At 29.9% G+C, this 24978-nt stretch carries 16 protein-coding genes; 11 read left to right on the forward strand and 5 right to left on the reverse strand.

Features of this window, described 5'->3' with window-relative positions; all coding sequences use genetic code 11:
• Positions 1–97: 97 nt before the first annotated feature.
• The gene (locus P6733_RS08425; RefSeq protein ID WP_306352283.1) at positions 98–319 is read right to left on the reverse strand and encodes a hypothetical protein; all 222 of its coding nucleotides are present in this window, start codon (positions 317–319) and stop codon (positions 98–100) included.
• A gap of 713 nt (positions 320–1032) precedes the next feature.
• Between P6733_RS08425 and P6733_RS08430 the strand changes: the two genes are divergently transcribed.
• Complete coding sequence (locus P6733_RS08430; RefSeq protein ID WP_306352285.1) at positions 1033–2688, forward strand: T9SS type A sorting domain-containing protein; 1656 nt, start codon at positions 1033–1035, stop codon at positions 2686–2688.
• A gap of 50 nt (positions 2689–2738) precedes the next feature.
• On the opposite strand, the gene P6733_RS08435 is transcribed toward P6733_RS08430, so the two are convergent.
• The 4 genes from P6733_RS08435 to P6733_RS08450 form a co-directional block, all read right to left on the reverse strand.
• Positions 2739–3209 (reverse strand): hypothetical protein, encoded by a 471-nt coding sequence (locus P6733_RS08435; protein ID WP_306352287.1) that lies wholly within the window; start codon positions 3207–3209, stop codon positions 2739–2741.
• Positions 3210–3301: 92 nt separating this feature from the next.
• Complete coding sequence (locus tag P6733_RS08440) at positions 3302–3754, reverse strand: hypothetical protein (protein ID WP_306352288.1); 453 nt, start codon at positions 3752–3754, stop codon at positions 3302–3304.
• Positions 3755–3938: 184 nt separating this feature from the next.
• Complete coding sequence (locus tag P6733_RS08445) at positions 3939–4157, reverse strand: DUF4287 domain-containing protein (RefSeq protein ID WP_306352290.1); 219 nt, start codon at positions 4155–4157, stop codon at positions 3939–3941.
• Positions 4158–4168: 11 nt separating this feature from the next.
• Positions 4169–4549 (reverse strand): DoxX family protein, encoded by a 381-nt coding sequence (locus tag P6733_RS08450; protein ID WP_306352291.1) that lies wholly within the window; start codon positions 4547–4549, stop codon positions 4169–4171.
• A 331-nt stretch (positions 4550–4880) separates the two neighbouring features.
• Between P6733_RS08450 and P6733_RS08455 the strand changes: the two genes are divergently transcribed.
• The 10 genes from P6733_RS08455 to P6733_RS08500 all read left to right on the forward strand — a co-directional run bounded on the left by P6733_RS08455 (position 4881) and on the right by P6733_RS08500 (position 24976).
• Positions 4881–5462: a YdeI/OmpD-associated family protein gene (locus P6733_RS08455; protein WP_306352293.1), complete on the forward strand. Its 582-nt coding sequence runs from the start codon at positions 4881–4883 to the stop codon at positions 5460–5462.
• Positions 5463–5609: 147 nt separating this feature from the next.
• Complete coding sequence (locus tag P6733_RS08460; RefSeq protein WP_306352295.1) at positions 5610–6173, forward strand: DUF4494 domain-containing protein; 564 nt, start codon at positions 5610–5612, stop codon at positions 6171–6173.
• A 94-nt stretch (positions 6174–6267) separates the two neighbouring features.
• A complete protein-coding gene (locus P6733_RS08465; RefSeq protein ID WP_306352296.1) occupies positions 6268–7137 on the forward strand; it encodes a DUF808 domain-containing protein in 870 nt (289 codons plus the stop codon).
• Between the two features lie 433 nt (positions 7138–7570).
• Complete coding sequence (locus P6733_RS08470; protein WP_306352298.1) at positions 7571–7903, forward strand: PadR family transcriptional regulator; 333 nt, start codon at positions 7571–7573, stop codon at positions 7901–7903.
• A complete protein-coding gene (locus P6733_RS08475; protein ID WP_306352300.1) occupies positions 7900–8499 on the forward strand; it encodes a DUF1700 domain-containing protein in 600 nt (199 codons plus the stop codon). Before P6733_RS08470 ends, P6733_RS08475 begins: the two co-directional genes overlap by 4 nt.
• A gap of 7 nt (positions 8500–8506) precedes the next feature.
• A complete protein-coding gene (locus P6733_RS08480) occupies positions 8507–9826 on the forward strand; it encodes a serine hydrolase domain-containing protein (protein WP_306352302.1) in 1320 nt (439 codons plus the stop codon).
• A 784-nt stretch (positions 9827–10610) separates the two neighbouring features.
• Entirely contained in the window at positions 10611–11066 is a 456-nt protein-coding gene (locus P6733_RS08485) for a UpxY family transcription antiterminator (protein WP_372339296.1), read from the forward strand.
• Between the two features lie 198 nt (positions 11067–11264).
• Positions 11265–19952, forward strand: a complete 8688-nt coding sequence (locus P6733_RS08490) for a non-ribosomal peptide synthetase (protein ID WP_306352306.1) — start codon at positions 11265–11267, stop codon at positions 19950–19952.
• A 50-nt stretch (positions 19953–20002) separates the two neighbouring features.
• Positions 20003–23323 (forward strand): non-ribosomal peptide synthetase, encoded by a 3321-nt coding sequence (locus tag P6733_RS08495; RefSeq protein ID WP_306352308.1) that lies wholly within the window; start codon positions 20003–20005, stop codon positions 23321–23323.
• A gap of 66 nt (positions 23324–23389) precedes the next feature.
• Positions 23390–24976 carry an MBL fold metallo-hydrolase gene (locus P6733_RS08500; protein WP_306352310.1) on the forward strand — a complete coding sequence of 529 codons (1587 nt, stop codon included), beginning with the start codon at positions 23390–23392 and terminating at the stop codon, positions 24974–24976.
• Positions 24977–24978 lie beyond the last annotated feature (2 nt).

Here is a 24978-nt window from a genome sequence, read left to right on the forward strand (position 1 = left end):
TTTTTATAATTTCTCAACACACAAAAATTGTACCATTGGTTTAGGTTTTTTCTCTATTATAATTGATGAGGGTAGTAAATCTAAATTACTTTATGGATTATTTTTGGATTAAAGTCTGACCTTTTTCAGAAATTGAAACATTACCATTAGAATGGAGATTGATTAATTCTTGATCAAATAAGTAATTACGGACCTTTTCAGCGCTAAAACGATTGTCGTTTGTAATAGAGGTTACGGTCTCTGCTAATTGTATTTTAGCTCCAGAAGGAAGTCCTTTAAATTGTTGAAGTACTAAATGGGCGATTTTAGCTGTATTCATAGGAATAAAAGTTTTTGATACTATGTTTAACGAATAAATGAAGATGAAAAATACAAAATAAAAGGGTAGCATATCCCTTTCTAATTAAATTAGAAATGAAATTTTAAAAAAATATCCAGTAGAAGATTCTGTTTTTTATTTTGATCTTGTTTTTTCTTGAAGCAAAAGAGTATCATTTACTTTGTTGTGTAAAACTTGCATTTTGGAAGATGAAATCAGATGTGAAGATTTGATTCTGTTTTCATTTTCTCGACTTCTGAAAACATAAATAGACAAGCCAGCTAATAATAGGAAAAGGGCATAAGATTTTCTCATGGTAGTTTTATATCATAGGGTTAGGGCATTTTTAGAGGATAAAATGCAAAAATTTTAATATTTTATTTGTAGGGATTATTTTGTAAATATAGTATTTTATAATTCAAATAAAAACGAGTGTTTATACCTGTTTTTTAAGAGTTGCTATAATTTAAGATAGCAATACCTCTAGTGAGTTTTACCGAAATTTCTTTCCTTACACTATAAAAAGCGATGTTTTTTGTTACGATTCTAAACTAAAATAATTAGGGCATACTGTTATGTAGAATAATTTTATAAAATAACATTATATGGTTATTATGTTATTATTTATCATAAATGATTTTTTATTTATATAAATTATGTTAAAATAATATTAAATAGTGTAGATTTATTGCTTAACACAAAATCCCTATACTATGATTAAAAAATTATTTTATTGCTTACTCATTTCCGGAATGAGTATGAATTTTGCAAACGCTCAAATAATTGAGAATTTTGAATCTGGATTATCAACAGGTAATACATTAGATTATCGAAATCAAAATTTGACCCCTTTCAGTATTTTGAATTGCCAAATTGGGACATCATTTGGTAGTTTGTATTATCCTAATTTTAGTAGTTATGATAATGCAAGTGAAAAAGCGAGTATTGTTTCGGTTGGAAACTATGATCCTATTTTAGCAAGTTATGGCATTCAAAAAGACGTAGTGCCCCCAAATGGAGGAAAGTTTGCTATTCGATTGAATGACGTAGTAAGCGGTTATCAGGATATTACTGCTTTTGAAAAAGTAGTAAATCTTGCTCCAAGAAATGTTAGTTTTAATTATATGTCAATTTTTGATTCAGGACATATTGCAGATTTGGAACATCAAACATTTTTTACTTTTAGAGTATTAGATCAAAACCGTAATGTAATTTCTGGTACACAATATTGTTTAGTAGCTGACCCTGCAAATTCAACGTTGATAAACCAAAATAACCATTTATTCTATACGGACGGATGGTTGTGTCATTCTGTAACTATCCCTAAAATTTATGTTGGTAAAAAAGTAATACTTCAATTTATTGCAGCCGATTGTGGTGCAGGTAAAGATAGAGGGATAACTTATATCGATAATATTGTAGGAGAGAAAGAATGTACTCCTATGCCTATAGGTAGTATAAAATTAGTTCCAATAGAAAATAATTGTGCTCCAAAAGAAAAAGTACAAGTTTGTGGAACATTTGAAGTGCCAGGAGATAATACATTGACTAACCTTGAGTTGGAAGTATTACATAATGGTAATGTTGTGACTTTAGCACCAGGAGATGTAAATATTGATAATCTTGATGCAACCTCATTTTGTTTTAACGTCTATTTTAATTCAACGACACTTCCACCAACTGGGACGTATGAATTTAGAGTAAAAGCGACTTATGTGTCTAATAGTACCGGACAAACTTTTGAAGTCATCGCACAATCCACCAATCCAGGTGCAGATGTTTCATTTGGAGGAACAGTAAACTATTATTTTGATAATGATGTTTTACATTGGGATAATTTTGGAGGACCATACATTATAGAATTAAGAGGTGGTGATTATTGCTGTCCAGGATCTACAGCAAATGCACATGCCGAAGGATTAACGACAACTGTAGTAGTAAATGACAACTTTATCAATGGATACGAATTGATTCAAGCGATTGGTTCAAAATGTCTACAATGGAGAATTAAATTGCCATGTGGAGAAGCTTGGTCTGATTGGTGTTGTATGGCATCATATTATCCATCTTCAGGGCCACACATGCCTATTGGAGATAATTTCAATGTAGGTTGTAGTCCAGAAGGACAAGTAAATAATAAACCAGCTCAGCTTCTTGTAGTATATCCAAACCCAACATCTAGTTTTGTTCATATCATCAATTCAAACAGTATGAATTTTGATTTATATGATTATAACAATAATTTGGTGTTCTCTAAGAAAGTAAAAGCAATAGAAAGAGATGTGGAATTAGACATCACCCATCTTAAAGCAGGTGTTTATATTCTTAAAACAGATAATAAGCAAACAGTTAAAATCATGAAGAAATAATAAAAGAAAAAGGAGCTGAGAAGCTCCTTTTTTTATGCTGTAATTATTAATTAAGGTTTATATTCTGTCGATTTCACGCCAATTACATCATAGTGTTCCTTTTTGACAAGACTATTGGCTTTTTCACGAACCAATATTGAATAAGAAAATCTTTTTACAGAATCATTTTTGTTATGCGCATTAAAGCCAATAGTGATCAGCCATTTATTGGAAAGCGTATCCCTCATCTTTTCAAAAACATCATTTTTCATATTCCTATATTTATAGGGATAATCGCGACGAACTTTAACGATTCTATTGCTGTCATCAATGTACTGTATTGTAGATGGATTGATAAAGCTCGTATTGAGGTATCGCTTAGCCATTTTAAAAATAGCTGTTGAATCTGTGGTGGTTACCTGTTGTTTATCATTAGATGGGTTAGAATCGCTTTGAGGATCTATTTTTTTACATCCAGTGAAAATTAAAACAGATAGAATTAATACGACTTTAAAAGGTAATATAAATACAGATTTTTTCATAACTAGATCTTTTGGATAGAGTTATAAAGTTATTTTATTTTTCTTGAATATGAAATAGAATGACCTTTATTTAAAGCGATGTAAAGTTAGGACTAACGTTCTAGTACCTTAACACCAATTACTTCATATTGACCTCTTTTACTTTTTAAAGCATCTCCATTTTCGCGGACTAAAACTGAGTAAGAGTATCTTTTTGTTTCACCACTTTTATTTGGCCCATCTACGTCAATATAGGCAACCCATTTTTTTGAAGTAACGTCTTTTATATTTTTAAATTCATCTTTTGTAGTGAATCGGCTCATGTATGGATAATTTGCATCTACTTCTGACACTAGATCATTGTCAAGGTATTGAATTGCAGCAGCGTTCGAAAAATCTTTTGCGATGTATTTCTTTGCTACACTCATGATGTCATTGTTTTGAACGACTTCATTAGTCATGATAGAGATGTCCTTGTTAGAAATCATTTTTTCACTAGAAGGTTCAGTGAATAATAAGCTGAAAAATAAAAACTTAATGGCAAATAATGGTAATAATTGAATCATATGGTATTTAGATTATGGGTTTTTTGGATTCTAAATATATATAAACTTTTTGAGACACAATAATTATCGTTGTTATAAGTGAGATATTTTAGAGTTAATGTTTTTAATTTCAGTTGATTGTAGGTGTTGTTCTAAATAAAATGCCTCTTTAAAACACTGTTTTAAAGAGGCTTTAGGCTGTATGTTATTCTCTTTTTCCTTTAAGAAAAGCATAGACAGCCATCGCATGGCCATGCCCTAGGGTATAATCTTCTTTGAGCCAGTCTGTAATTTGAGTAGCTTTTACATCTTTTTTAATTTCTCCATTTTCGATGAAACCTTTCTGTTCTGCTAAGGATTGAAAATCGGCAGTGGTTTTACCAGTTTTGGCTTTGATATTATCTAAGTAAGCTTGAAAAGACATATTCTTATGTTTTAAAGTTTTACAGCATTTATTTTATGATAATAAATATAGGAAACCATTAGAACGGCTAAAACGATTAATGGAAAAAAACCTTGAAAGTTCAATCCATCTACAGCGAAATGACTAATTGAAGCAAACAAAAAGTCAAATACAAAACCAGCATAAGCCCATTCTTTTAAACGCTTTGGAACCTGAGGAATTATAAGAGCAATAACACCTAAAATTTTAAAGACTACTAGAGCATCTCCAAAATACATTGGGTAACCCAAATGACGTATTCCTTCTTTGGCTAATTCTGTATGCCAGGTTAAAGCGGGCATTACGCCTTCAAATAAAAAAATTAAAATTGTTGCGATCCAAAAGATGATTTGGTTTGATTTAGATGTTTTCATAAAGCAGGTATTTAAGGGGTTAGAAATTTTATATTAAATTATAATACAAAGATGCTATGAAAAGGAATAAATGAACACGTCTGAAAATGACAATTAAAAGGCTGTTTGCGACAAAGTTGGTTTGTAATTCAAGATGTGGCAAATAAGCTACTATAAAAGTATATAATTATTTTTATTCTTGACATAGGGTTGTCATTGAGGTCGTATAAATTTGTTGCGTAAACTTTGAGTCAGAATAGTTGTAATTAAGCTTTTGCGGGCATTTTATATGTTTTTCCTCAGAAAGATTCAGTTCAAAGAAGATATCAATTGTAGTAAAAAGAAAGAAGAAATGGAAAAAACAGATATAGAAACTTTTTGTCCAAGAAGCCAACAAGAGTGGAGACAATGGCTAGAAGAGAATCATCACTTAAAGCGATCAATTTGGTTGATTTATTATAAAAAGAAATCTAATGTGCCAACGATAACATGGAGTGATGCAGTAGATGAGGCACTTTGTTTTGGATGGATAGACAGTACAAAGAAATCGATTGATGATCATACGTTTATGCAGTTTTTCTGTCAGCGAAAGCCCAATAGTGTTTGGTCCAAGATTAATAAGACAAAAATTGATCGACTAATTACGCATGGACTAATGGCGCCAGCAGGACATAAAAGTATTGATACGGCAAAACAAAATGGTTCATGGACAATATTAGATGAAGTAGAAGAACTAAAAATCCCTGTTGATTTAGAAATAGAATTCAAAAAAGAAGAAGGCTCAATCGACTTTTTTTTAGGACTAAGTAAATCGGCTAGAAAAAGTATTTTGCAATGGCTTGTAATGGCTAAAAGAGAAGAGACCAAACAAAAACGAATTCGTGAAATAGTCAAATTGGCTGCGCAAAAACTCAAACCCAAACAATTCCGATAAATAAAGTCTCTTTTTTACAATTGATGGTTAAAGCATTGTATTCTATTACTTTAAATAATTCTCTTCAAAATTGTGAATATCTATTTTAGGAATAATGGTTTTGTTTTTTCTTGAAAATCTATCTTTGGCATCCTTAAAAAAAAAGAAATGAGCACAACTTGGTACGAATGCAAAGTAAAATACAGAAAAACAGACGAGACTGGAGTACAGAAAATTACAACAGAACCTTATTTAGTAGATGCCTTGTCCTATACAGAAGCAGAAAAGAGAATCAATGAAGAAATGTCCGCCTACATTAGTGAAGAGTTCAAAATCACTAACATTAAAGTAGGAAATTATGCAGAGATACATCCCTTCGAAAACTCAGACCGTTGGTTTAAATCAAAAGTTTCTTTATTAGCATATGATGAAGAAAGCGGTAAAGAACGAAAATCAAATTTGTATATGTTAGTACAAGCCAATGATGTAAAAGAAGCGTATGATAATACGAATGTCATTATGAAAGATACTATGGGAGAATATACAATACCTGCTATTTCAGAATCTCCGATTATGGATGTTTTTCCATATTTCAGTGGAGAAGAAGGTGAAATGGAAGAATTGGAAAGATTTAATGCGCTTAAAGCATCAAAACCAGAGAAAGAAGAAGAGAATGTAGCGTTAGAAGCTATTGCGCTTGAAGCAGAGATGGCAACGGAAGATAATCTTTAATATCAGCACCGATTTAATTCTTAAATCATACAATCATAACGATATACATTTGAATTTAATTCAATATTTTTATAACGAAACAATTATATAAAACATGGCGTCAGGATTTTTTGCAATTTTAGATGATATCGCTGCTTTAATGGATGATGTTGCAGTTACAACAAAAGTAGCAACAGGTAAAACAGCAGGGATATTAGGAGATGACTTAGCGGTTAATGCCGAAAAAGCGACAGGCTTCCTATCCTCACGTGAAATACCAGTTTTATGGGCAATCACAAAAGGCTCTTTGATTAATAAGATTATTATTGTTCCCATTGCATTGCTTCTAAATGTATTTTTCCCAGTTGCAATAAAAGTAATTCTTGTGTTGGGAGGATTTTATTTAGCCTATGAAGGTGTTGAGAAAATTATTGAATACTTTTTTCACCATTCAAAAGAAGGTGAGCTCGTTGTTGAGCAAACGGAAGAGAGCAGTAGTGATGTTGAAAAAACGAAAGTAAAATCAGCGATTACTACTGATTTTATCCTTTCAGTTGAAATTGTAATTATTGCACTAGGGAGTGTTTTAGACCGAAGTTTAACCCTACAGATAATAACAGTTTCAGTGGTAGCTCTTTTGGCAACAATAGGTGTTTATGGAATAGTTGCCCTAATTGTGAGAATGGACGATGCCGGTTATAAATTGATTAATCGTTATAATAATAAAGGCTTCTTAGCAAAATTAGGGAATGTATTAGTAAAGTCATTGCCTATTATTATTCGAGTTTTAGCAGTTGTCGGAACAATTGCTCTTATATTAGTTTCTGGTGGAATTTTTGTTCATAATATTGAATTTTTGCACCATATATTCCCAGCAGTTCCATCTGTTGTTAAAGAACTAGTAATTGGCTTAGTAGCTGGATTACTTGTAGTGGCTATTTTGACCATTGTTAAAAAAGTAATTGCACTATTCAAAAAGAGTTAATGATGACCTCATTCGTAGTGAGGGATATAGGAAATAAGATAAAAAAGGGATGATTGAAAAATCATCCCTTTTTTTGTGTACAGTTATGGAAGGTTGAGCCAATACCTAATAAAATTACTGCATTTAATTGTCCGATTTTATCTTTTTTTAGAAAAGTAGATTGTTTGATAAGATGAAACAAGGTATTTTTTCTTAAAAAACACACATCATTAACTCCATTGAATTCCATTGTTCAATCAATAATCGATTTTTTTTCAATAAAAAAATAAATATTTCGAGAGGTCTTTTTCGATAGAATTCCCAGCATTGACGGTAGTTCTTTAGTTTGTATAACTATTTGTAATAGAAGCAATTTGACGGATGTTAGTTTGCTGATGGATAATTTTAAACGAAATACATAGTATAACAAAGTATTTTGTTTTACATTTGAAAAATGAACGAAGACTTTACAACCAAATGGATATCACAACTCAAGAAAGGAACTTTGTCTTTCTTAGTGTTAAGCGTCTTAAAAGATAAGAGGGAATACTACGGGTATGATCTAATCAATGAGATAAAGAAAAAAACAGAAATTGAAATTGCTGAAGGCACACTTTACCCTTTGATGAATCGATTGAAAAAAGAAGATTTAGTAGAATCTAAGTGGGTAGAGCAAGATTCTGGAATCCCAAGGAAATATTACACTATTACAACATTGGGATTGAGTACAATAAATGAAATGAAAACCTATTGGGATAATCTCAATACAACGATAAATTCGATATGAAGTTTAAAGAAATAACATTTAAAGATAAAAATTCTATAAGGATATATCAGGATTATATATCAAGAATTCAACATACTACAAAAATATTGAACAAAGAAAATCAGCAAGAGGTTTTGTTGGAAATCAATAGTCATATCTATGAAAGTATTATTGATGATTTAGAAAATGGAAAAGGTGAAGTAGAACGATTATTAGATATTTTAGAAAAATTAGGACAACCCGAAGTTTTCTTAAAACCATTGGTAGCAGAAAAAAAATTAGAAGAAGCTACTAAAACGTTCAATCCATTAAAAATAATCAAAGCACTAGCATTAAATATAGGAAATGGTATTTCATATGTTGTTTTTGCCATACTATACCTGTTACTTTTTGGTTTTGTATTCTTGATTTTTGCTAAAATTATCGATCCACAAAACGTTGGCTTTTTTTACCGTGCAAACGACGTTTTTACTTTAGGCTATTTTAGAGAAAACGGAATCAGTCTCCAAGAATATGAACGATTAGGGAATTGGTTTATACCTGTAATGCTCCTATTGGCTACAGCTTTCTACGTTGTTATAACGCTATTACTCCGATTAAAAAGAACCTTAAAATAAAATTATTATGAATAAAAATTATTTAGCTTATTTGCTTTGCTTTTTGATTTCATCATTTGCTATAGCACAAAAAATAGACACTCAAAAGCTTGATTTATACTTTAAATCATTAGAAGATAGTAATAAATTTATGGGAAGTGTTGCTATTTCTCAAAATGGTAAAATTATTTATACCAAAACAATCGGATATGCCGATGTTGAAAATAATATCAAAGCCAATGAAAATTCAAAATATAGAATTGGTTCCATCTCAAAAACGTTCACTTCAGTTTTAGTTTTAAAAGCTGTGGAGAATAAAAAATTAGATTTAAATCAAACGATTGAAAAGTTTTTTCCAACAATTAGTAATGCAGACAAGGTTACAATAAAGCATTTGCTGAACCATAGAAGCGGAATACATGATTTCACTGATGATGATGATTTTCTGACTTGGAATACGGAAGCCAAAACGGAAAAAGAAATGGTTGAAATTATTACTAAAGGAGGAAGTGAATTTGAACCTGATGCTCAAGCGGAATATAGCAATTCAAATTATGTATTGTTAAGTTATATTCTTGAAAAAATTTATAAAAAGCCATACTCAGAATTATTGACTACCTATATTACAAAACCTATAGGTTTGAAAAACACCTATCTGGGAGGAAAAATCAATAGTAAGAATAATGAAGTTAAATCTTATCGATTTACGGACAAATGGCAAGCTGAATTAGAAACGGATATTTCAATTCCATTGGGTTCTGGTGGAATAGTATCAACACCAACAGATTTAGTGAAATTCAGTGATGCCCTTTTTGGTGGAAAGCTTTTGAAAGCTGAAAGTCTTGAATTGATGAAAACAATAAATGAAGGACATGGATTAGGACTTGCACAAACACCATTTTATGAAAATATTGGTTACGGACATAGAGGAGGCATTGATAAATTTACAGCTACTTTCTCTTATTTTTATGATGGAAAAATATCTTTCGCATTAACGTCAAATGGAACAAACTATAACAATAATGAAGTTCCTGTTGTTGTTTTGAGTGCAGTTTACAATAAATCATTTGATATCCCAGAATTTAAAACCTATGCTGTTAATTCTGAAGATTTAGATCAATATTTAGGAACCTATTCATCTAATAAAATTTCAATCAAAATAACAGTTTCAAAAGACAATAAAACACTTATTGCACAAGCGGCAGGACAGTCAGCATATCTATTGGAAGCAACCGAAAAAGATAAATTTAAATACTATAGAGGAGGGATTACATTAGAGTTTAATCCCATAGAAAAAATAATGGTATTAAAACAAGGAGGAGGAGAGTTTGTGTTTACTAAAGGATAAAAACAAAAACGATTTTAAATAATTTGTAGATGAAAAAAAGCCTGTAGAATTATATCTGCAGGCTTTTTTATTAAAAATAGAATTTAATTATGTGTGAAATCCTTGTTGAAATTTAATTTTTAATAATATTTTAGATTATCAATAATTTTTTGAAGCTCCAGATGTTATTTCAAGATTTGATTTTAATACTAATAATTAGAGAGCTTTTAAAGTGAATTAGAATTAGCATTATAATGTCAAGGTTTATTCTCAAAACTAATTTTGTGTAAGTATTTAGCTATTTTTATAGGTTCTTTTTTATGTTTTTTTTTCTTTTTGAAAAATTCAAAATGAGGCTCTATTTTAGGGCTTAATTTTTCTTTTTTCTCAGAGAAATTTACGCTCCAAGATTTTTTGAAATGTATGGAGTATATATGGGTTTGCCAATGTTTTTAGTATTATGGGATTCTCTCATTTTTTTAATTTTTTTCTGTTCATTTTTATATATGAAAATAATGATGTTATCTTATAAAAAATCACAATTCTTTAAATAAAATTAATTTTTTGTTAACATTTTTATTTGTTTTATTATAAAAAAAAATTTAGCTTTACTGAAGTTAAATAACTAAGTTTCTTTATATATAGTGGCAACTATGTTAAATTAGTTATCTAAATCGAAAATAAATCTTTCAAACAAATTCTTCTTGTAACTGAGGAAAGCGCAGCTTTTCTTATAAATTAAATTTTAATGATTTTTAACAATGGGTGGCATGTTCTATATGTCAAATCTCGCTGGGAAAAAAAAGTGCATGAATCTTTAAAGGATATTTCATTAGAAACTTTTTTGCCCCAAGTAAAAACAATTAAACAATGGAGTGATCGTAAGAAAACGGTTTTAAAACCATTGTTTCCTTCATATGTATTTGTTAATGTGAAATCGTCCATAGAGTTTTATAAGGCTTTATCTGTTCATGGAGCTTGCGTATATATTCGCTTTGGTAAAGAATATGCAAGAATTCCAGATGATGAAATTGATAAGATTAGGCTATTATTGAATTCAGAAGACATTTCAGATTTTGAAACAAATGTAGAACTACTAAAAGTAGGAGATATTAAAAAAATCTGCTATGGCACTCTAAGTGGTTTAGATTGTGAAGTAATAAAAGTGAATAATGTAAATAAAATTGTGGTAAGGATTGGTTCTTTACAACAAAATATTACTGCGACATTGTCTACTAATTATTTTAAAGAAGCACTGTAGATTTTTTAATATAAAATCTCTGTCACTTTAAAATTTCTTTTTATAAAAAGTAAGTTAATATTATACAACAATTGCCTATTGAAATACCTGTTTCAATGATTTGTTGCGCAATAACTTATTCTATTAGAATAGTTAATCAATAACCTATTATCTCAGAAAGAACATAAAAGTTTTTTTGAATTTAAAAGCAAATCTTATATGGATACTGTCGAAAGTAAAATAATTGCTAATTATTGGGCGGACAAAATAAAGAAGAATTCTAAAATAGATTTTGGAAGTTTCTCTCCAATTAATAGTGAAGTTATCGAAGTACCTCAATCAGAACTGGCTTATTACTATAAGTTAACTTCTGGTAATGAGTTAGCTGAGTTCACAATTTTGATAACGATATTTAATACACTTGTTCAGCGTTATTTTGAAGAATGTCAACTCATATATTCTCAGGGAATTGGTGTAGACAGAGATATTTCTCTTCTATATGCTTTTGACTTAATTGAAGATAAGGCATTTAAAGAAATTCTTCAAAATGTAAAAAGTGAAGTTCAAGAAGTATATAAATACAGAATGTATGACAATTCATCATATAAAGATGATTCTTTAGCTGCCTATACCTCTTTTGGGTTTTTCTTTAATAAAGAAATAACAAATGTAGCGAAGTTGCCATTTTCAATTCATATCAATACGACGAATGAAGGAATGAAGCTTCAATTGGTGTACAGTGATAAGTTTATAGCTAAAAATGTAGCCAATCACTTCCTAAGAAATATAAAAAAATGGGTTTGTAATTTAGAAGTATATCTTTCTTTAGTATCTAAATCAATATCATTAGTTTTTGAGGAAGAGAAAACAGTATTATTGGATGAATTCAATGCAACAACTACTGTGTATGATCGTACAGATACGATAATAAGTCTTTTTGAAAAGCAAGTTGAAAAAACTCCAGATGCCATCGCAATAATTTGTGATAATAGGTCAATCACGTATCGTATGGTTGACGAAAGAGCAAATCAAATTGCAAACTACCTAAAAGATGATCATGGCATTCTAGCAGGAGATTTAGTAGCTGTCAAATTGGAAAGAACAGAGAAGTTAATTATAGCACTAATAGCAGTTTTGAAAGTAGGAGCTGCATATGTACCTGTAGATGTAAACTATCCAGAAGAAAGAATTGCATACATAGAAAAAGATAGTAATAGTAAATTAGTTATTGACGAGGTTGTACTAAGTTCTTTTGAATCTATTAGCGAATCATATTCAAAATTAAAAGAAAGAATTGAAATTAATTCTTTCTCATTAGCATATATTATATATACTTCAGGAACAACAGGAAACCCGAAAGGTGTAATGATTACGCATGCTAATGCAGTAGCTTTAATTTATTGGGCTCAATCGGAGTTTGATTCTTCTAAATTTGATATTGTATTTGCAGGAACTTCTCATTGTTTTGATTTATCAGTTTATGAGATGTTTTATACATTATCTATTGGAAAGAAAATAAAAGTACTTTCTTCAGGATTAGACATAAGCGATGCACTTCCTTATTACTCAAATATACTTTTAAACACTGTACCATCAACTGCTAGAAAATTATTAGAAGAAGGACATGATTTAAAAAATGTAACACTTATCAACCTGGCTGGGGAAGCTTTCCCTGTTGATATTGCAACGAAATTACAACAGACAAATATTGAAGTTAGAAATTTATACGGTCCATCAGAAGATACAACATATAGTACTTGTTATAAAATATCTGATAAGTTATATGAAACGTCAATACCCATAGGAAAACCAATAGATAATACGCAAGCATATATATTAGATGAATCATTAGCATTAGTTCCTATAGGTGTTACTGGGAAATTATATTTATCAGGATTAGGAATTACTGAAGGATATTTACATAAACCTGAATTAACAGCTGAAAAATTCATTGATAATCCTTATAAAAAGGGAGAGCTAATGTATGATACTGGTGATTTATCACGTTGGATGCTAGATGGAAATATTGCCTTTTTAGGACGAAAAGATCATCAAGTAAAATTACGTGGATATCGTATAGAATTAGGAGAAATAGAAGCTGCAATTCAAAGTTTTTCGGAAGTGGTCCAACAAGTTGTAGTTGTAGTTAGAAGACATATGAATGAAGAAGTATTAGCTGCATTTTTTGTCACAGCGACTATTATTGATAAGGCTTTGATGAGAGAGTTTCTATTGTCAAAATTACCGTCGTATATGGTACCAGGGTTTTTTGTGGAAATGGATCAAATTCCATTAACGCCAAATGGTAAAGTAAATATAAAAGCATTACCTGAATTGTCTGAATTATCAGTTATAAAAGAAAGCTATGTAGGGCCAAGGAATCACACAGAAATATCTTTAGTAGCAATTTGGGAAGAAATTTTAGGTGTTGAAAAAATAGGAATCAAAGATCATTTTTTTGAATTAGGAGGTCATAGTTTAATGATTTCACAATTGATCAATAAAGTCCATAAAACAATGGGCAAACGAATTCCTTTCAAGATATTTTACACAAACCCTACGATAGAAAGTTTATGTAATTCACTGAAGAATGAAGAATTTGTAGCCATAAAAAAAGCACCAGAAATGCAATCTTATCCTGTGACACCATCTCAGCATCGCTTATGGTTGTTAAGTCAGATGGAAGGTGGAAATCAGGCATATCAAATTACAACTTCATTAATGCTAAAAGGAAATTTATGTACGGAAAATTTCAAGGAAGCTTTTGATCATATAATCAATCGCCATGAGGTATTTCGAACATTCTTTGAACATGATACAGACGGTATATTAAAACAAAATATTATTTCAAAAGAAGTTTTTGATTATAGATTGTCACTAAAAGATTTATCTAAAGAAGAATTCCCTCAAGATGCAGCAAGACATTATATAAACTCAGTATGCAAATCTGGTTTAGATATAAAAAAAGGACAATTATTTAAAGCAAATCTTTTAAAAATTACAGAAGATGAACATGTGTTCTTTATGACACTACATCACATTATTAGTGATGGATGGTCTTTAGAAATTTTAAATTCTGAAGTAATTGATGCTTACCAACAAAAAGAGAAAAAGGGAGATATAATCTTGCAGGAGCTATCTATTCAGTTCAAAGATTATGCTGTATGGCTGTCAGATGCAATGGATTCCTCTCAAAAACAGGTAGAAGAAGAATATTGGTTATCTGTATTTAGTGATACTTTACCGATTCTAGAATTACCAAATTACCAATCAAGACCCCTTGTAAAAACATATACTGGCGATATTATTCAATATAATTTTCCAAAACAATTAATTAAAAAATTAAAGAATATATCACAAGAGCATCAAGCTACTTTATTTATGACGTTAATGTCTACTGTGAAAATGTTGCTTTCTAGATATAGTAATCAAAATGATATTATTGTTGGAACTCCAATTGCAGGAAGAGCACATCCAGATTTAGAGACACAAGTAGGATTATATTTAAATACACTTGCTATCCGCTCTCAATTGAATAATGAAGATGATTTTTCAACAATTTTAGCAAATGAAAAACAACAACTTTTAGCTGCTTATGCCCATCAAGAATACCCATTTGATCAATTAATTGAAAAATTAAATATCACTAGAGACACTTCAAGATCTCCTTTATTTGATGTAATGGTTGTTTTGCAAAATCAACAGCAATTAACAACTTTTCAAAACAATGATTCCTTATCAGGATTTTCAGTAAGTGATTTTGAAATTAGTAGAAAAGTAGCACAGTTTGACTTATCATTTACTTTTGTTGAACATGATACATTGTCTTTATTACTCTCTTATAATACAGATCTTTATACAGCATCTTTTGTTGAAAATATTATAAAGCATTTAGAGAAAATATTTGAACAGATTATAAATGCTCCCGAGACAAAGCTTGAAGAAATTGATTTCATTACACTTGAAGAAAAACAACAAATATTTTCTAAATTCAATGCCACTACTATTGATTATCCATTAGAGAAAACAGTCGTAACAATATTCAATGAACAAGTTGAAAAAAGCCCAGAAAATATAGCGATAGTTTTTAATGAAAAATCATGGACATATGCAGATTTAAATCTAGAAGCGAATAACTTAGCTTCTTATCTTATCGAATCATATCAATTATCTGAAGGAAAATTAGTAGCTGTACATTTAGAACGTAGTGCACAATTAGTCATTAGTTTGTTAGCGATTTTAAAAACGGGAGCAGCTTATGTACCAATTGATACAAACTATCCAGAAGAACGTATTTCTTATATTATTGAAGATGCAAAAGTATGTTTAACTATAGATCAAGATTTTATAACACAATATTATTCTATAGAGAAGAAGTCGAAAGCAATTCCAGGATTAAATATAAAGAGTTCAGATTTAGCTTACGTAATTTATACTTCTGGCTCAACAGGAAAACCAAAAGGAGTAATGATTACTCATAAGAGCTTAACAAATCTATGCTTTTGGCACCAAGATGCATATGGAGTAACTCAAGAAAGTAAAGGAACATTATTCTCAGGAATTGGGTTTGATGCTTCTGTATGGGAAATATATCCATATCTGACAGCTGGAGCAAGTTTATATCCAATTCAACTAGACGCAATCCGTTTAGACCTTCAACAGTTAGTTTCTTTTTTAAGAATACAAGAAATTACACATGCCTATTTACCATCTAGAATATGTCAAGATTTTATAATACAAGGAATCACAAATCTTAATACAACAATTTTAACGGGAGGAGAGGCTTTGGTTTATCCTAAAAAATCGGATTTACAAATTTACAATAACTATGGACCTACTGAAAATACTGTAGTAACTACCTATTATGACTGTAAATACCAAACTAAAGAACAGGTTCCAATCGGAAAACCAATTAGTAATACCCAAGTATATATACTATCAGAAAATTTAGTATTAACACCTATTGGGGTTATTGGTGAATTATGTATTTCGGGTGATGGACTTGCATTAGGATATTTAAATCGTCCAGATTTAACCGCTGAAAAATTTGTAGAGAATCCATATGTTTCTGGGAAAAAACTATACAGAACTGGAGATTTAGCCCGATGGTTACCCGATGGAAATATAGAATTCATTGAAAGAAAAGATACTCAGATAAAAATTAGAGGCCATCGAATAGAATTAGGAGAAATAGAATATACAATCGCGCAATACACTGCTGAAATAGTTCAAGTTGTGGTCAATGTACAAGAAATTAATAATGAAAAAGAATTGGTTGTTTATTATGTTTCCAATACGAGTATTAATCCAAATGAATTAAGAGCTTATATAGGAACTCAACTACCTTCCTATATGATTCCAAACTATTATATAAAATTGGAACAGATTCCATTAACGAGTAATGGAAAGGTAGCAAAAGAACAATTACCTGAAATAACGGAAAAAGAGTTGGTAAAGAAAGAATTTATAGCACCAACAAATGAAGTAGAAAGTAAAGTCGTTGAAATTTGGAAAGAAATACTAGCAAAAGAAACGATAGGAATTACTGATAATTTCTTTGAATTAGGGGGGCATAGTTTATTATTGAGTAAACTAACAAACACTTACCATAAAGTTTTTGAAAAAGAAATTGATTTAAAAACAATTTATACCAATTTAACGCCTGAATATCATGCGTATTTGATTATGAAAAATGAATCAAGAACGTATGAAGAAATAACGAAGATATCATTACAAGATACTTATGAAATATCTCCTTCGCAAATGCGCTTCTGGTTGTTATATAAGATTTATGGAAAATCTAAAGAGTTTAATATCTGTAGTAAATTTTTCTTATCAGAGGATTTAAACCTTGAATTTTTTGAAACAGCTTTCAATACAATAGTAAAACGCCATGAAATCTTAAGAACAATCTTCTTAGAGGTTGAAGGAAGACCAAGACAAAAAATTGAAGCTTATTCTCCCATTAAAATTGAAATTGATGAACTACTTTCTTTAGACAAAATAGAAAGCCGCATTTATAATTATGAGTTTGATTTAGATCAGGCTCCATTATATAAAATGGCTATAGGAAAAGGAACAGAGGGTTACACCTTATTTTTTAATATTCATCATAGTATAAGTGATGGATTGTCACTAGATATTGTTGTCAAAGAAATTCTAGTAATATATCAAGCATTATTAACCGGTGAAGAAGCTAAATTAGCTGAAATTGAAGTACATTATAAAGACTATTCTTATTGGCAAAATCAACTATTAGAAACAGGAAAACTTAAAAGTCAAAAAATATATTGGGAAGAAAAACTTGCAGGAGATATTCCTTATTTACAGTTACCTAAAGATTATATACAGACAGTTAAAAATGCGACTACAACTTCTGGCTATCATACCATTTTCCTCAATAAAGAAACGCAAGAAAAAATTATAACACTATCTAAGAAAACTAAAACAAGTGTATTCTCAATATTTGTTGCATCATTAAAAATATTATTGCAAAGAATTACTTCTGAAAAAGATATTGTTATTGGAATTCCAGCCGCAAATAGAAATCATGAACAATTAAAAAACATGGTTGGATGTTTTTTAAATACAATAATGTTAAGGGATACTGTAATAGGAGGCTTTTCTTTTGAAAACTTTGTAAAGCAGGTAAATCAGACTGTGATGGAAGGTTTAGCAAATCAAAATTATCCCTTTGAAAGTATATTAAATGATTTACAGGTTACGAAAACACAATCTCGTTTCCCAATAAGTCCAGTTTTCTTAAACATGTTGGATTTTAATACCGAAACAAATGAAGAAATTCATGATTTTAGTAGCCAAGATGGAATTATAAACAGTACGCCTAAATTTGAATTGGAATGCTATTTAAAAACATATACCAATGGAATTGCAATAAACTGTGTTTATAACAATCAATTACTTACTCAAGAAACAATAAAATATTGGATTGAAGCCTATGTAGATATTCTCAATCAAGTATTAATAATGCCAACTAAGTTAATAGATGAAATTATTGTTTTTGAAAGTTATTTACCAAGTATTGTAGCACCAAAACCAATAAATGAATTCACGCCATTTGAAGCCGAAGAAATTCAGCAAAGCATTATAAGTAGATTTGAATCTCAGGTAGAAAAACATCCAAATCGTACTGCGGTATATTCAAAAAATAGAGCATTTACTTATACAGAAGTAAACAACTTAGCAAACCTACTAGCAAAAGAAATTGAGAACAATAATCAAAATGGATTTCAAAGAGTTGCATTATTAGTGAATCACGATGAATCTTCTGTGATTGCAATGTTAGCCGTATTAAAAACTGGAAAATCTTATGTTCCAATAGACTATACAAACCCATTGAGTAGGATACAATTTATTGTTGAAGATGCAAAATGTAATGTAATCGTTTGTAATTCAAAAACAAAAATGATTGCTTTAGAATTAGAAGCATACGTTCCTGATATAAAAGTTGTAGTATTAAATACAGAAGAAACAAAAATACGATCAAATCATTTGCATGATACTCAACCTTCAGATGAGGCTTATGTACTATATACTTCAGGTTCCACAGGGAAACCAAAAGGAGTAATGCAGAATAATAAAAACGTATTACATTATATCAGTGTGTATACAAACAATGTTCAAATATCAGAACAAGATAATCTAAGCGTATTGTCTACCTATACTTTTGATGCATCCGTAAAAGATATCTATGCGGCAATCCTGAACGGAGCTACAGTAAGTTTTTATGATATTATGGATCAAGGATTAATGGGATTAGCAACTTGGTTAGAAGATCAAAAAATAACAATTCTTCATATGGTACCTACCATATATAGACATTTCTTAAAAGAATTAGCTGAAGATCAAAAAATAGAATCAGTTCGCTTAATAGATTTAGGAGGAGAAGCATGTTATAAATCAGATTTTGAATTATTCAAAAAATACTTTTCAGAAAATGCATTATTGGTAAATGATTATGGACCTACAGAAGCAACCATTATATCACAAAAGTTCTTGTCTCAGAAATCGAATCCTACACGAAATAATATTTCTTTAGGAAATGTAGTAATAAACACGGAAGTTTTTATACTTGGAGAAGATGATAAACAAATGAGGATCTACGAAGAAGGAGAAATTGTTTTCAAAAGCGAATATCTTTCTCTAGGATATCTAAATAGACCAGAACTAACTGAAAAAGTATTTATTGAATCGAGAGAATTAGGCGGTCGTATCTATAAGTCAGGAGATATTGGACGAAGATTAGCAAATGGTGAAATAGAATTTATAAGTAGAAAAGATACGCAAGTAAAACTAAATGGTTTGCGAATAGAGTTGGCAGAAATTGAATATCAATTAGAAAAAAATCCAGGGATTAAAGAAGCTATTGTTTCGGTAAAAGAAGTCAATAATACAAAATATTTGGTAGCCTATGTTTGTAAAAATAGAGCAATCACTAAAGAAGAAATTAGAATAAATCTAATAGAAACTTTACCCGTATATATGGTGCCTTCAATTTTTGTTTTCATGAAGACTTTTCCACTAACTAGGACAGGTAAAATAGATCGAAAAGAATTACCATTACCAACCTTAGCAGATTTAAAAACAAAAAAACATGTTGCACCAGAGAGTGAAATAGAAAAAACATTAGCAAAAATAATCGCAGAATGTTTACATCTCGATATAAAAGAAATTGGAATAGATGATAGTTTCTTTGAATTAGGAGGGAATAGTCTACAAGCTGTAATTATTGTTAATAGAATAAATCAGGAGTTTGATACAAACTTATCTATAGAAAGTATGTATAATCACTTGAAAATTAAACATTTATCAGGGGTATTAGCATTTTCAATTCAGCAAAATGAAATGGAAATTGAAACTGAGGAAAGTGATCAATTTGTAATCTAACAAAAACCAACTATTACTTTTTTTAAGATAATAGCAAACACTGTACTACATTGAATCTAGATTTAATACATAGACTTTCAGCAAATAATATTAAACTAAGTGTTGCTGACGGAAACTTAAAAATTAATGCACCAAAAGGTGCTTTAACCCAAGAGTTACTGGAAGAAATTAAAAGCAATAAATTGAGTTTAATGAGTTTACTTTCGTCTAAATACGAGAGAATTCCTTTAGCTCCAGTTGAAGAAAATTATCCTGTGACTTCATCCCAGAAACGTTTCTGGATATTAAGTCAATTTGGAGAAAGTAATGCAGCATATAATATTGCTACTGAATTAGAATTTCATGGGAACCTAGAAAAGAAACTATTCAATCAAGCATTTAAAATACTGATTGATAGACATGAAAGTTTGCGTACATTTTTTCAAGAGGATTCTGAAGAAAACCTAAAACAATATATTGTTCCTTATGATGAAATACAATTTGCTATAGAAATAGAAGATGTAAGTGCCTCAGAATCAAAAAAAGAAGCAGCTATTTTAGCACATTATACACATACCTTTGATTTATCAAAAGCACCTTTATTTAAAGTAAAAGTACTAAAAGTTGTAAACGAAAAATACATACTCCTGTTCAACATGCATCACATCATAGGAGATGGATGGTCAATGGAAATTGTGGTTAGAGAAGTAATATACATATACAATATATTATTACAAGGAAAACCTGTTGCATTACCAGAATTAAGTATCCAATATAAAGATTATGCTATATGGCTTTCAAAAGACAAGCAACAAGAACAATTGCAAATTACAAAAGAGTATTGGCTAGAAAAGTTTAAAGAAGAAATACCAGCATTAGATTTTCCTTATGTTACAAAGCGTCAACAAATGAAAACGTACAATGGAACGATATATGAACATCAATTTTCTGAAAATTTTCATGAATCATTAACAACCTATACTCAGAAATTTGATGCAAGTCTCTTCATGGGATTAATGGCTGGAATCAATGGTTTATTCTATAGATACACAAATTCTACAGATATAACTTTAGGAACAGTAGTGGCTGGAAGATCACACGCGGATTTGGAAAATCAAATTGGATTATTCTTAAATACATTAGCTATACGAACGAAGTTTGATGATGCTATTGGATTTGAAAAATTACTAGAACTTCAAAAAGATACTTTACTAGAAGCATATAAATATCAAGCATTACCATTTGATGTTTTGGTAGATGAATTAGAAATACAAAAAGACCTATCAAGATCACCTTTATTTGATTTTATGGTGATTTTACAAAACCAAAGAAGTATAGCAAATAGTGAAGGGGATACTTTAGATGGAATTATAGTAAAAAAATATAAAAAAGAAAAGAAATACAGTCAATGTGATATGACTTTTTCTTTTACGGAGAGTGAATCACATTTAGGACTTTCAATAGAATACAATACAGACATTTATAATGAAGATTTTGTGAAAATGCTAGTTAACCACTTAGAACGTTTTATTAGTAACGGTATACAATCACCTCACAAAGCTATAGCCAATATTTCTTATTTATCAAACGAAGAAATAAAGCAACTTACTTTAATAAATAATGCAACGAATCAAGTATATGATAAGTCAAAAACAATAATAACATTATTTAAAGAAACAGTTGTAAAAAGCCCAAATTCAATTGCTTTGGTATTTAACGATTTACAGTTAACCTATGAAGAGTTAGATACACAATCAGATCAATTAGCAGCTTATTTATTAGCTACATATTCTATAGAGATAGAAGATATAATTGGTGTGCAATTAATCCGTACAGAATGGTTAATTATAACCCTATTAGCAATAATGAAAACAGGAGGGGCCTATTTGCCTATTGATCCTAATTTTCCAGTGGATAGAATTTCGTATATGCTAACGGATAGCAATTGTAAATTAAATATCACAGAAGCTATTTTAACTGAATTTCAAAATCAAAAAGTTGATTTGAAATTATCAGATATAAATTTAAGTGCTGCAAATCTTTCTTATGTAATTTATACTTCTGGTTCTACAGGAAAACCAAAGGGAGTTATGCTAGAACACCAAAATGTGGTTTCATTTTTACAAAATGTAGAAGAAAAATTAAAATTTAAAAACTATACAACTGTAGCAGCAACAACCAATGTAGTTTTTGATATTTCAGTGTTAGAAATTTTTGGAACGATCTGTACAGGAAGAAAAATGATATTGTTCTCTGAAAAACAATTAATGTCTCCCGAATTGTTTATAAAAACATTGCAAGATCATAATATTGAAATATTGCAAACAACACCTTCTAGATTTAGTTTGTTATGGGAAGGGATTTTAGGAGAATCATTGCCTTTCTTGAAGCTATTACTAATAGGTGGAGAAGCATTTCCTGAAGTACTTTTTAAGAATAAAAATACATTTAAAGATATAGAGATTATAAACGTATATGGACCAACAGAAACTTCAATATGGAGTACAGTTTTAGATATTAAAGAAAGTGATGATTTACATATAGGAAAACCTTTAAGGAATGAACAAGCATATATTCTTGCTGATGATCTAAGTCCGAAACCACAATGGGTTGTAGGTGAGTTATGTATTGCAGGAGATGGCGTTGGTAGAGGATACTTAAATAAGGAGGAATTAACAAAAGAAAAATTCATAAATAATCCATTTAAACTAAATGAACGCTTATATAAAACAGGTGATTTGGCAAGATGGTTACCAAATGGAAACATAGATTTTATTGGGAGAAAAGACGACCAAGTTAAGCTCAATGGTTATAGAATTGAATTAGGAGAAATTGAACATAAATTATTATCTACCCCAGAGATTAAGGCTGCTGTAGTGAAAATATATCAAGAAAATTCAGGAATAAAAGAGCTAGTAGCATATGTAATTTCTGATGGTAAAATAGATGTTACTGAAATACGAAAGTCATTATTAAGTGTACTCCCTCAGTATATGATTCCAAATCATATTATGCAATTAGAATCATTTCCTTTAACAGCAAGTGGGAAATTAGACAAAAATCAGCTTCCTAAGCCGAATGAATCAACTAAAATATCCAATGAATATATTGCTCCAAGAAATGCTATGGAAGAAAAAATTGTAGCAATATGGGAAGTTATTTTAAATAGAAAGAATATTGGAATTTTTGATGACTTTTTAGAATTGGGGGGACAAAGTATCAAAATTATAAAAATGATTAATCAAGTAAATAAGGAGTTTGGAGTGATGATTAATACTTCTGATTTTTATAAAATGCTAACGGTTAGTGATTTGGTTGTGGAGATTGAAAATCAAATATGGCAAGTAGCGACCCCTGATGTTAGTGAAGTTGTTGATAGAATAATTATTTAGACAATAATTGCCTTGCACTAACAATTTTCTAAACTTAAAAAATTTTGCAATAGAAATATAATAATAATGATGTATTTAAAATTAAATGTTGCTTTAGAAGCACTAATAGATAGATGGTACGCTTGGTCTCATTTAGTATCTCCAGCGACCGCTGCGATGAATATTAAAAAGAGACACTTAAAAATCATGGAATCGTATATAAAAAATGCGAAAATTCATGCTGCTGCTGTAAAAAATCCTAAAATGCTAGGAGGGCCATTCATCGATTATGATGGACAAAGAGTAGAAGAAATAAAAGATTTATATGATACTACGATTGAAAAACGATCAAATATGCTAGCATTATATGAAGATATTCAAGATTTAAACGCAATGTTAGCGAACTATGCAAAAGGTTATTCCCTAGATCCCTTGTATGAAAAAGTTCCTGAAAGATTAAAAGGATATGTAGAATTGTACTACGATCTAAATAACAATGCAAATTTCAGATTTTTTGAATCACTGTTATACAATAGTGAATACTATGACGAATCAGCACAAACGATTTCACTTCAATTAATTGGATCGGATAATGATCGGTCATTTGTATTAAGTACACCAAGATTAGATGATAATCATTTATTACATTTAAATTTCCCATTCAAATCTACTGAAATAGATGACCTATTTGCTATGAAAAAAATACCAGGAGATTATGAAACTATCAAAAATAAACTAGGAATACAACCCGATCAAGAAGCACTTTTTAGAAGTTTTTTTACAGAAATACCACCAGAAACCTATCAAGAATATGATGGAGATGGTATTCGAACTCGATATTTTGGACACGCAAGTGTTTTAGTAGAGACAAAAGAAATTTCAATCTTAGTTGATCCAGTAATTAGCTATGGAGGTTATGAATCTGATGTAAGTAGATATACAATTAATGATTTACCAGAGCAGATCGATTATGTAATGATAACTCATAATCATCAAGATCATATCTTATTGGAATCGATACTACAACTTAGGAATAAAATTAAAAACATCATTATTCCGAATGGTGGAAAAGGCAACCTTCAAGATCCAAGTTTAAAATTACTATTTAAAAACCTAGGGTTTAAAAACATTATTGAATTGGATGAAATGGAATCAATCCAATTAGATAAATGTACAATTACAGGAATTCCTTTTATGGGAGAGCATGCTGATTTAGATGTTAGAAGTAAACTCTGTTATCATATAGCATTACACAACAAATTTAAAGTACTATTTGTAGCAGATTCGTGTAATATAGAACCTAAAGTATATCAACATATTCAGAAAGTTATAGGAGATGTAGATGTATTATTCTTAGGAATGGAATGTGATGGCGCCCCATTATCATGGTATTACGGACCACTTTTAGCAGAAGATATATCAAGAGATAAAGATCAGACACGTTGTTTATCAGGATGTAATTACGATCAAGGAATGGAATTAGTAAATATTTTTAATCCTAAAAATGTGTTTGTATATGCAATGGGATTAGAACCTTGGCTACAATTTATTAGCTCAATAAAATATACTGAAGAATCAAGACCTATAATAGAATCCAATAGATTGGTAAACAAATGCCATGAACTTGGATTAGAAGCAGAAAGACTATTTGGAGAAAAAACTATTGAATATTAAGC

This window comes from Flavobacterium aerium, assembly GCF_030766725.1.
In the GTDB taxonomy this organism is placed as follows: domain Bacteria; phylum Bacteroidota; class Bacteroidia; order Flavobacteriales; family Flavobacteriaceae; genus Flavobacterium; species Flavobacterium aerium.

Coding starts and splice junctions, on each gene's coding strand:
- P6733_RS08425 (WP_306352283.1), bottom strand. CDS start 319: ATGAATACAGCTAAAATCGCCCATTTAGTACTTCAACAATTTAAAGGA.
- P6733_RS08470 (WP_306352298.1), top strand. CDS start 7,571: ATGAACGAAGACTTTACAACCAAATGGATATCACAACTCAAGAAAGGA.
- P6733_RS08440 (WP_306352288.1), bottom strand. CDS start 3,754: ATGATTCAATTATTACCATTATTTGCCATTAAGTTTTTATTTTTCAGC.
- P6733_RS08430 (WP_306352285.1), top strand. CDS start 1,033: ATGATTAAAAAATTATTTTATTGCTTACTCATTTCCGGAATGAGTATG.
- P6733_RS08500 (WP_306352310.1), top strand. CDS start 23,390: ATGATGTATTTAAAATTAAATGTTGCTTTAGAAGCACTAATAGATAGA.
- P6733_RS08445 (WP_306352290.1), bottom strand. CDS start 4,157: ATGTCTTTTCAAGCTTACTTAGATAATATCAAAGCCAAAACTGGTAAA.
- P6733_RS08460 (WP_306352295.1), top strand. CDS start 5,610: ATGAGCACAACTTGGTACGAATGCAAAGTAAAATACAGAAAAACAGAC.
- P6733_RS08450 (WP_306352291.1), bottom strand. CDS start 4,549: ATGAAAACATCTAAATCAAACCAAATCATCTTTTGGATCGCAACAATT.
- P6733_RS08490 (WP_306352306.1), top strand. CDS start 11,265: ATGGATACTGTCGAAAGTAAAATAATTGCTAATTATTGGGCGGACAAA.
- P6733_RS08435 (WP_306352287.1), bottom strand. CDS start 3,209: ATGAAAAAATCTGTATTTATATTACCTTTTAAAGTCGTATTAATTCTA.
- P6733_RS08480 (WP_306352302.1), top strand. CDS start 8,507: ATGAATAAAAATTATTTAGCTTATTTGCTTTGCTTTTTGATTTCATCA.
- P6733_RS08455 (WP_306352293.1), top strand. CDS start 4,881: ATGGAAAAAACAGATATAGAAACTTTTTGTCCAAGAAGCCAACAAGAG.
- P6733_RS08465 (WP_306352296.1), top strand. CDS start 6,268: ATGGCGTCAGGATTTTTTGCAATTTTAGATGATATCGCTGCTTTAATG.
- P6733_RS08475 (WP_306352300.1), top strand. CDS start 7,900: ATGAAGTTTAAAGAAATAACATTTAAAGATAAAAATTCTATAAGGATA.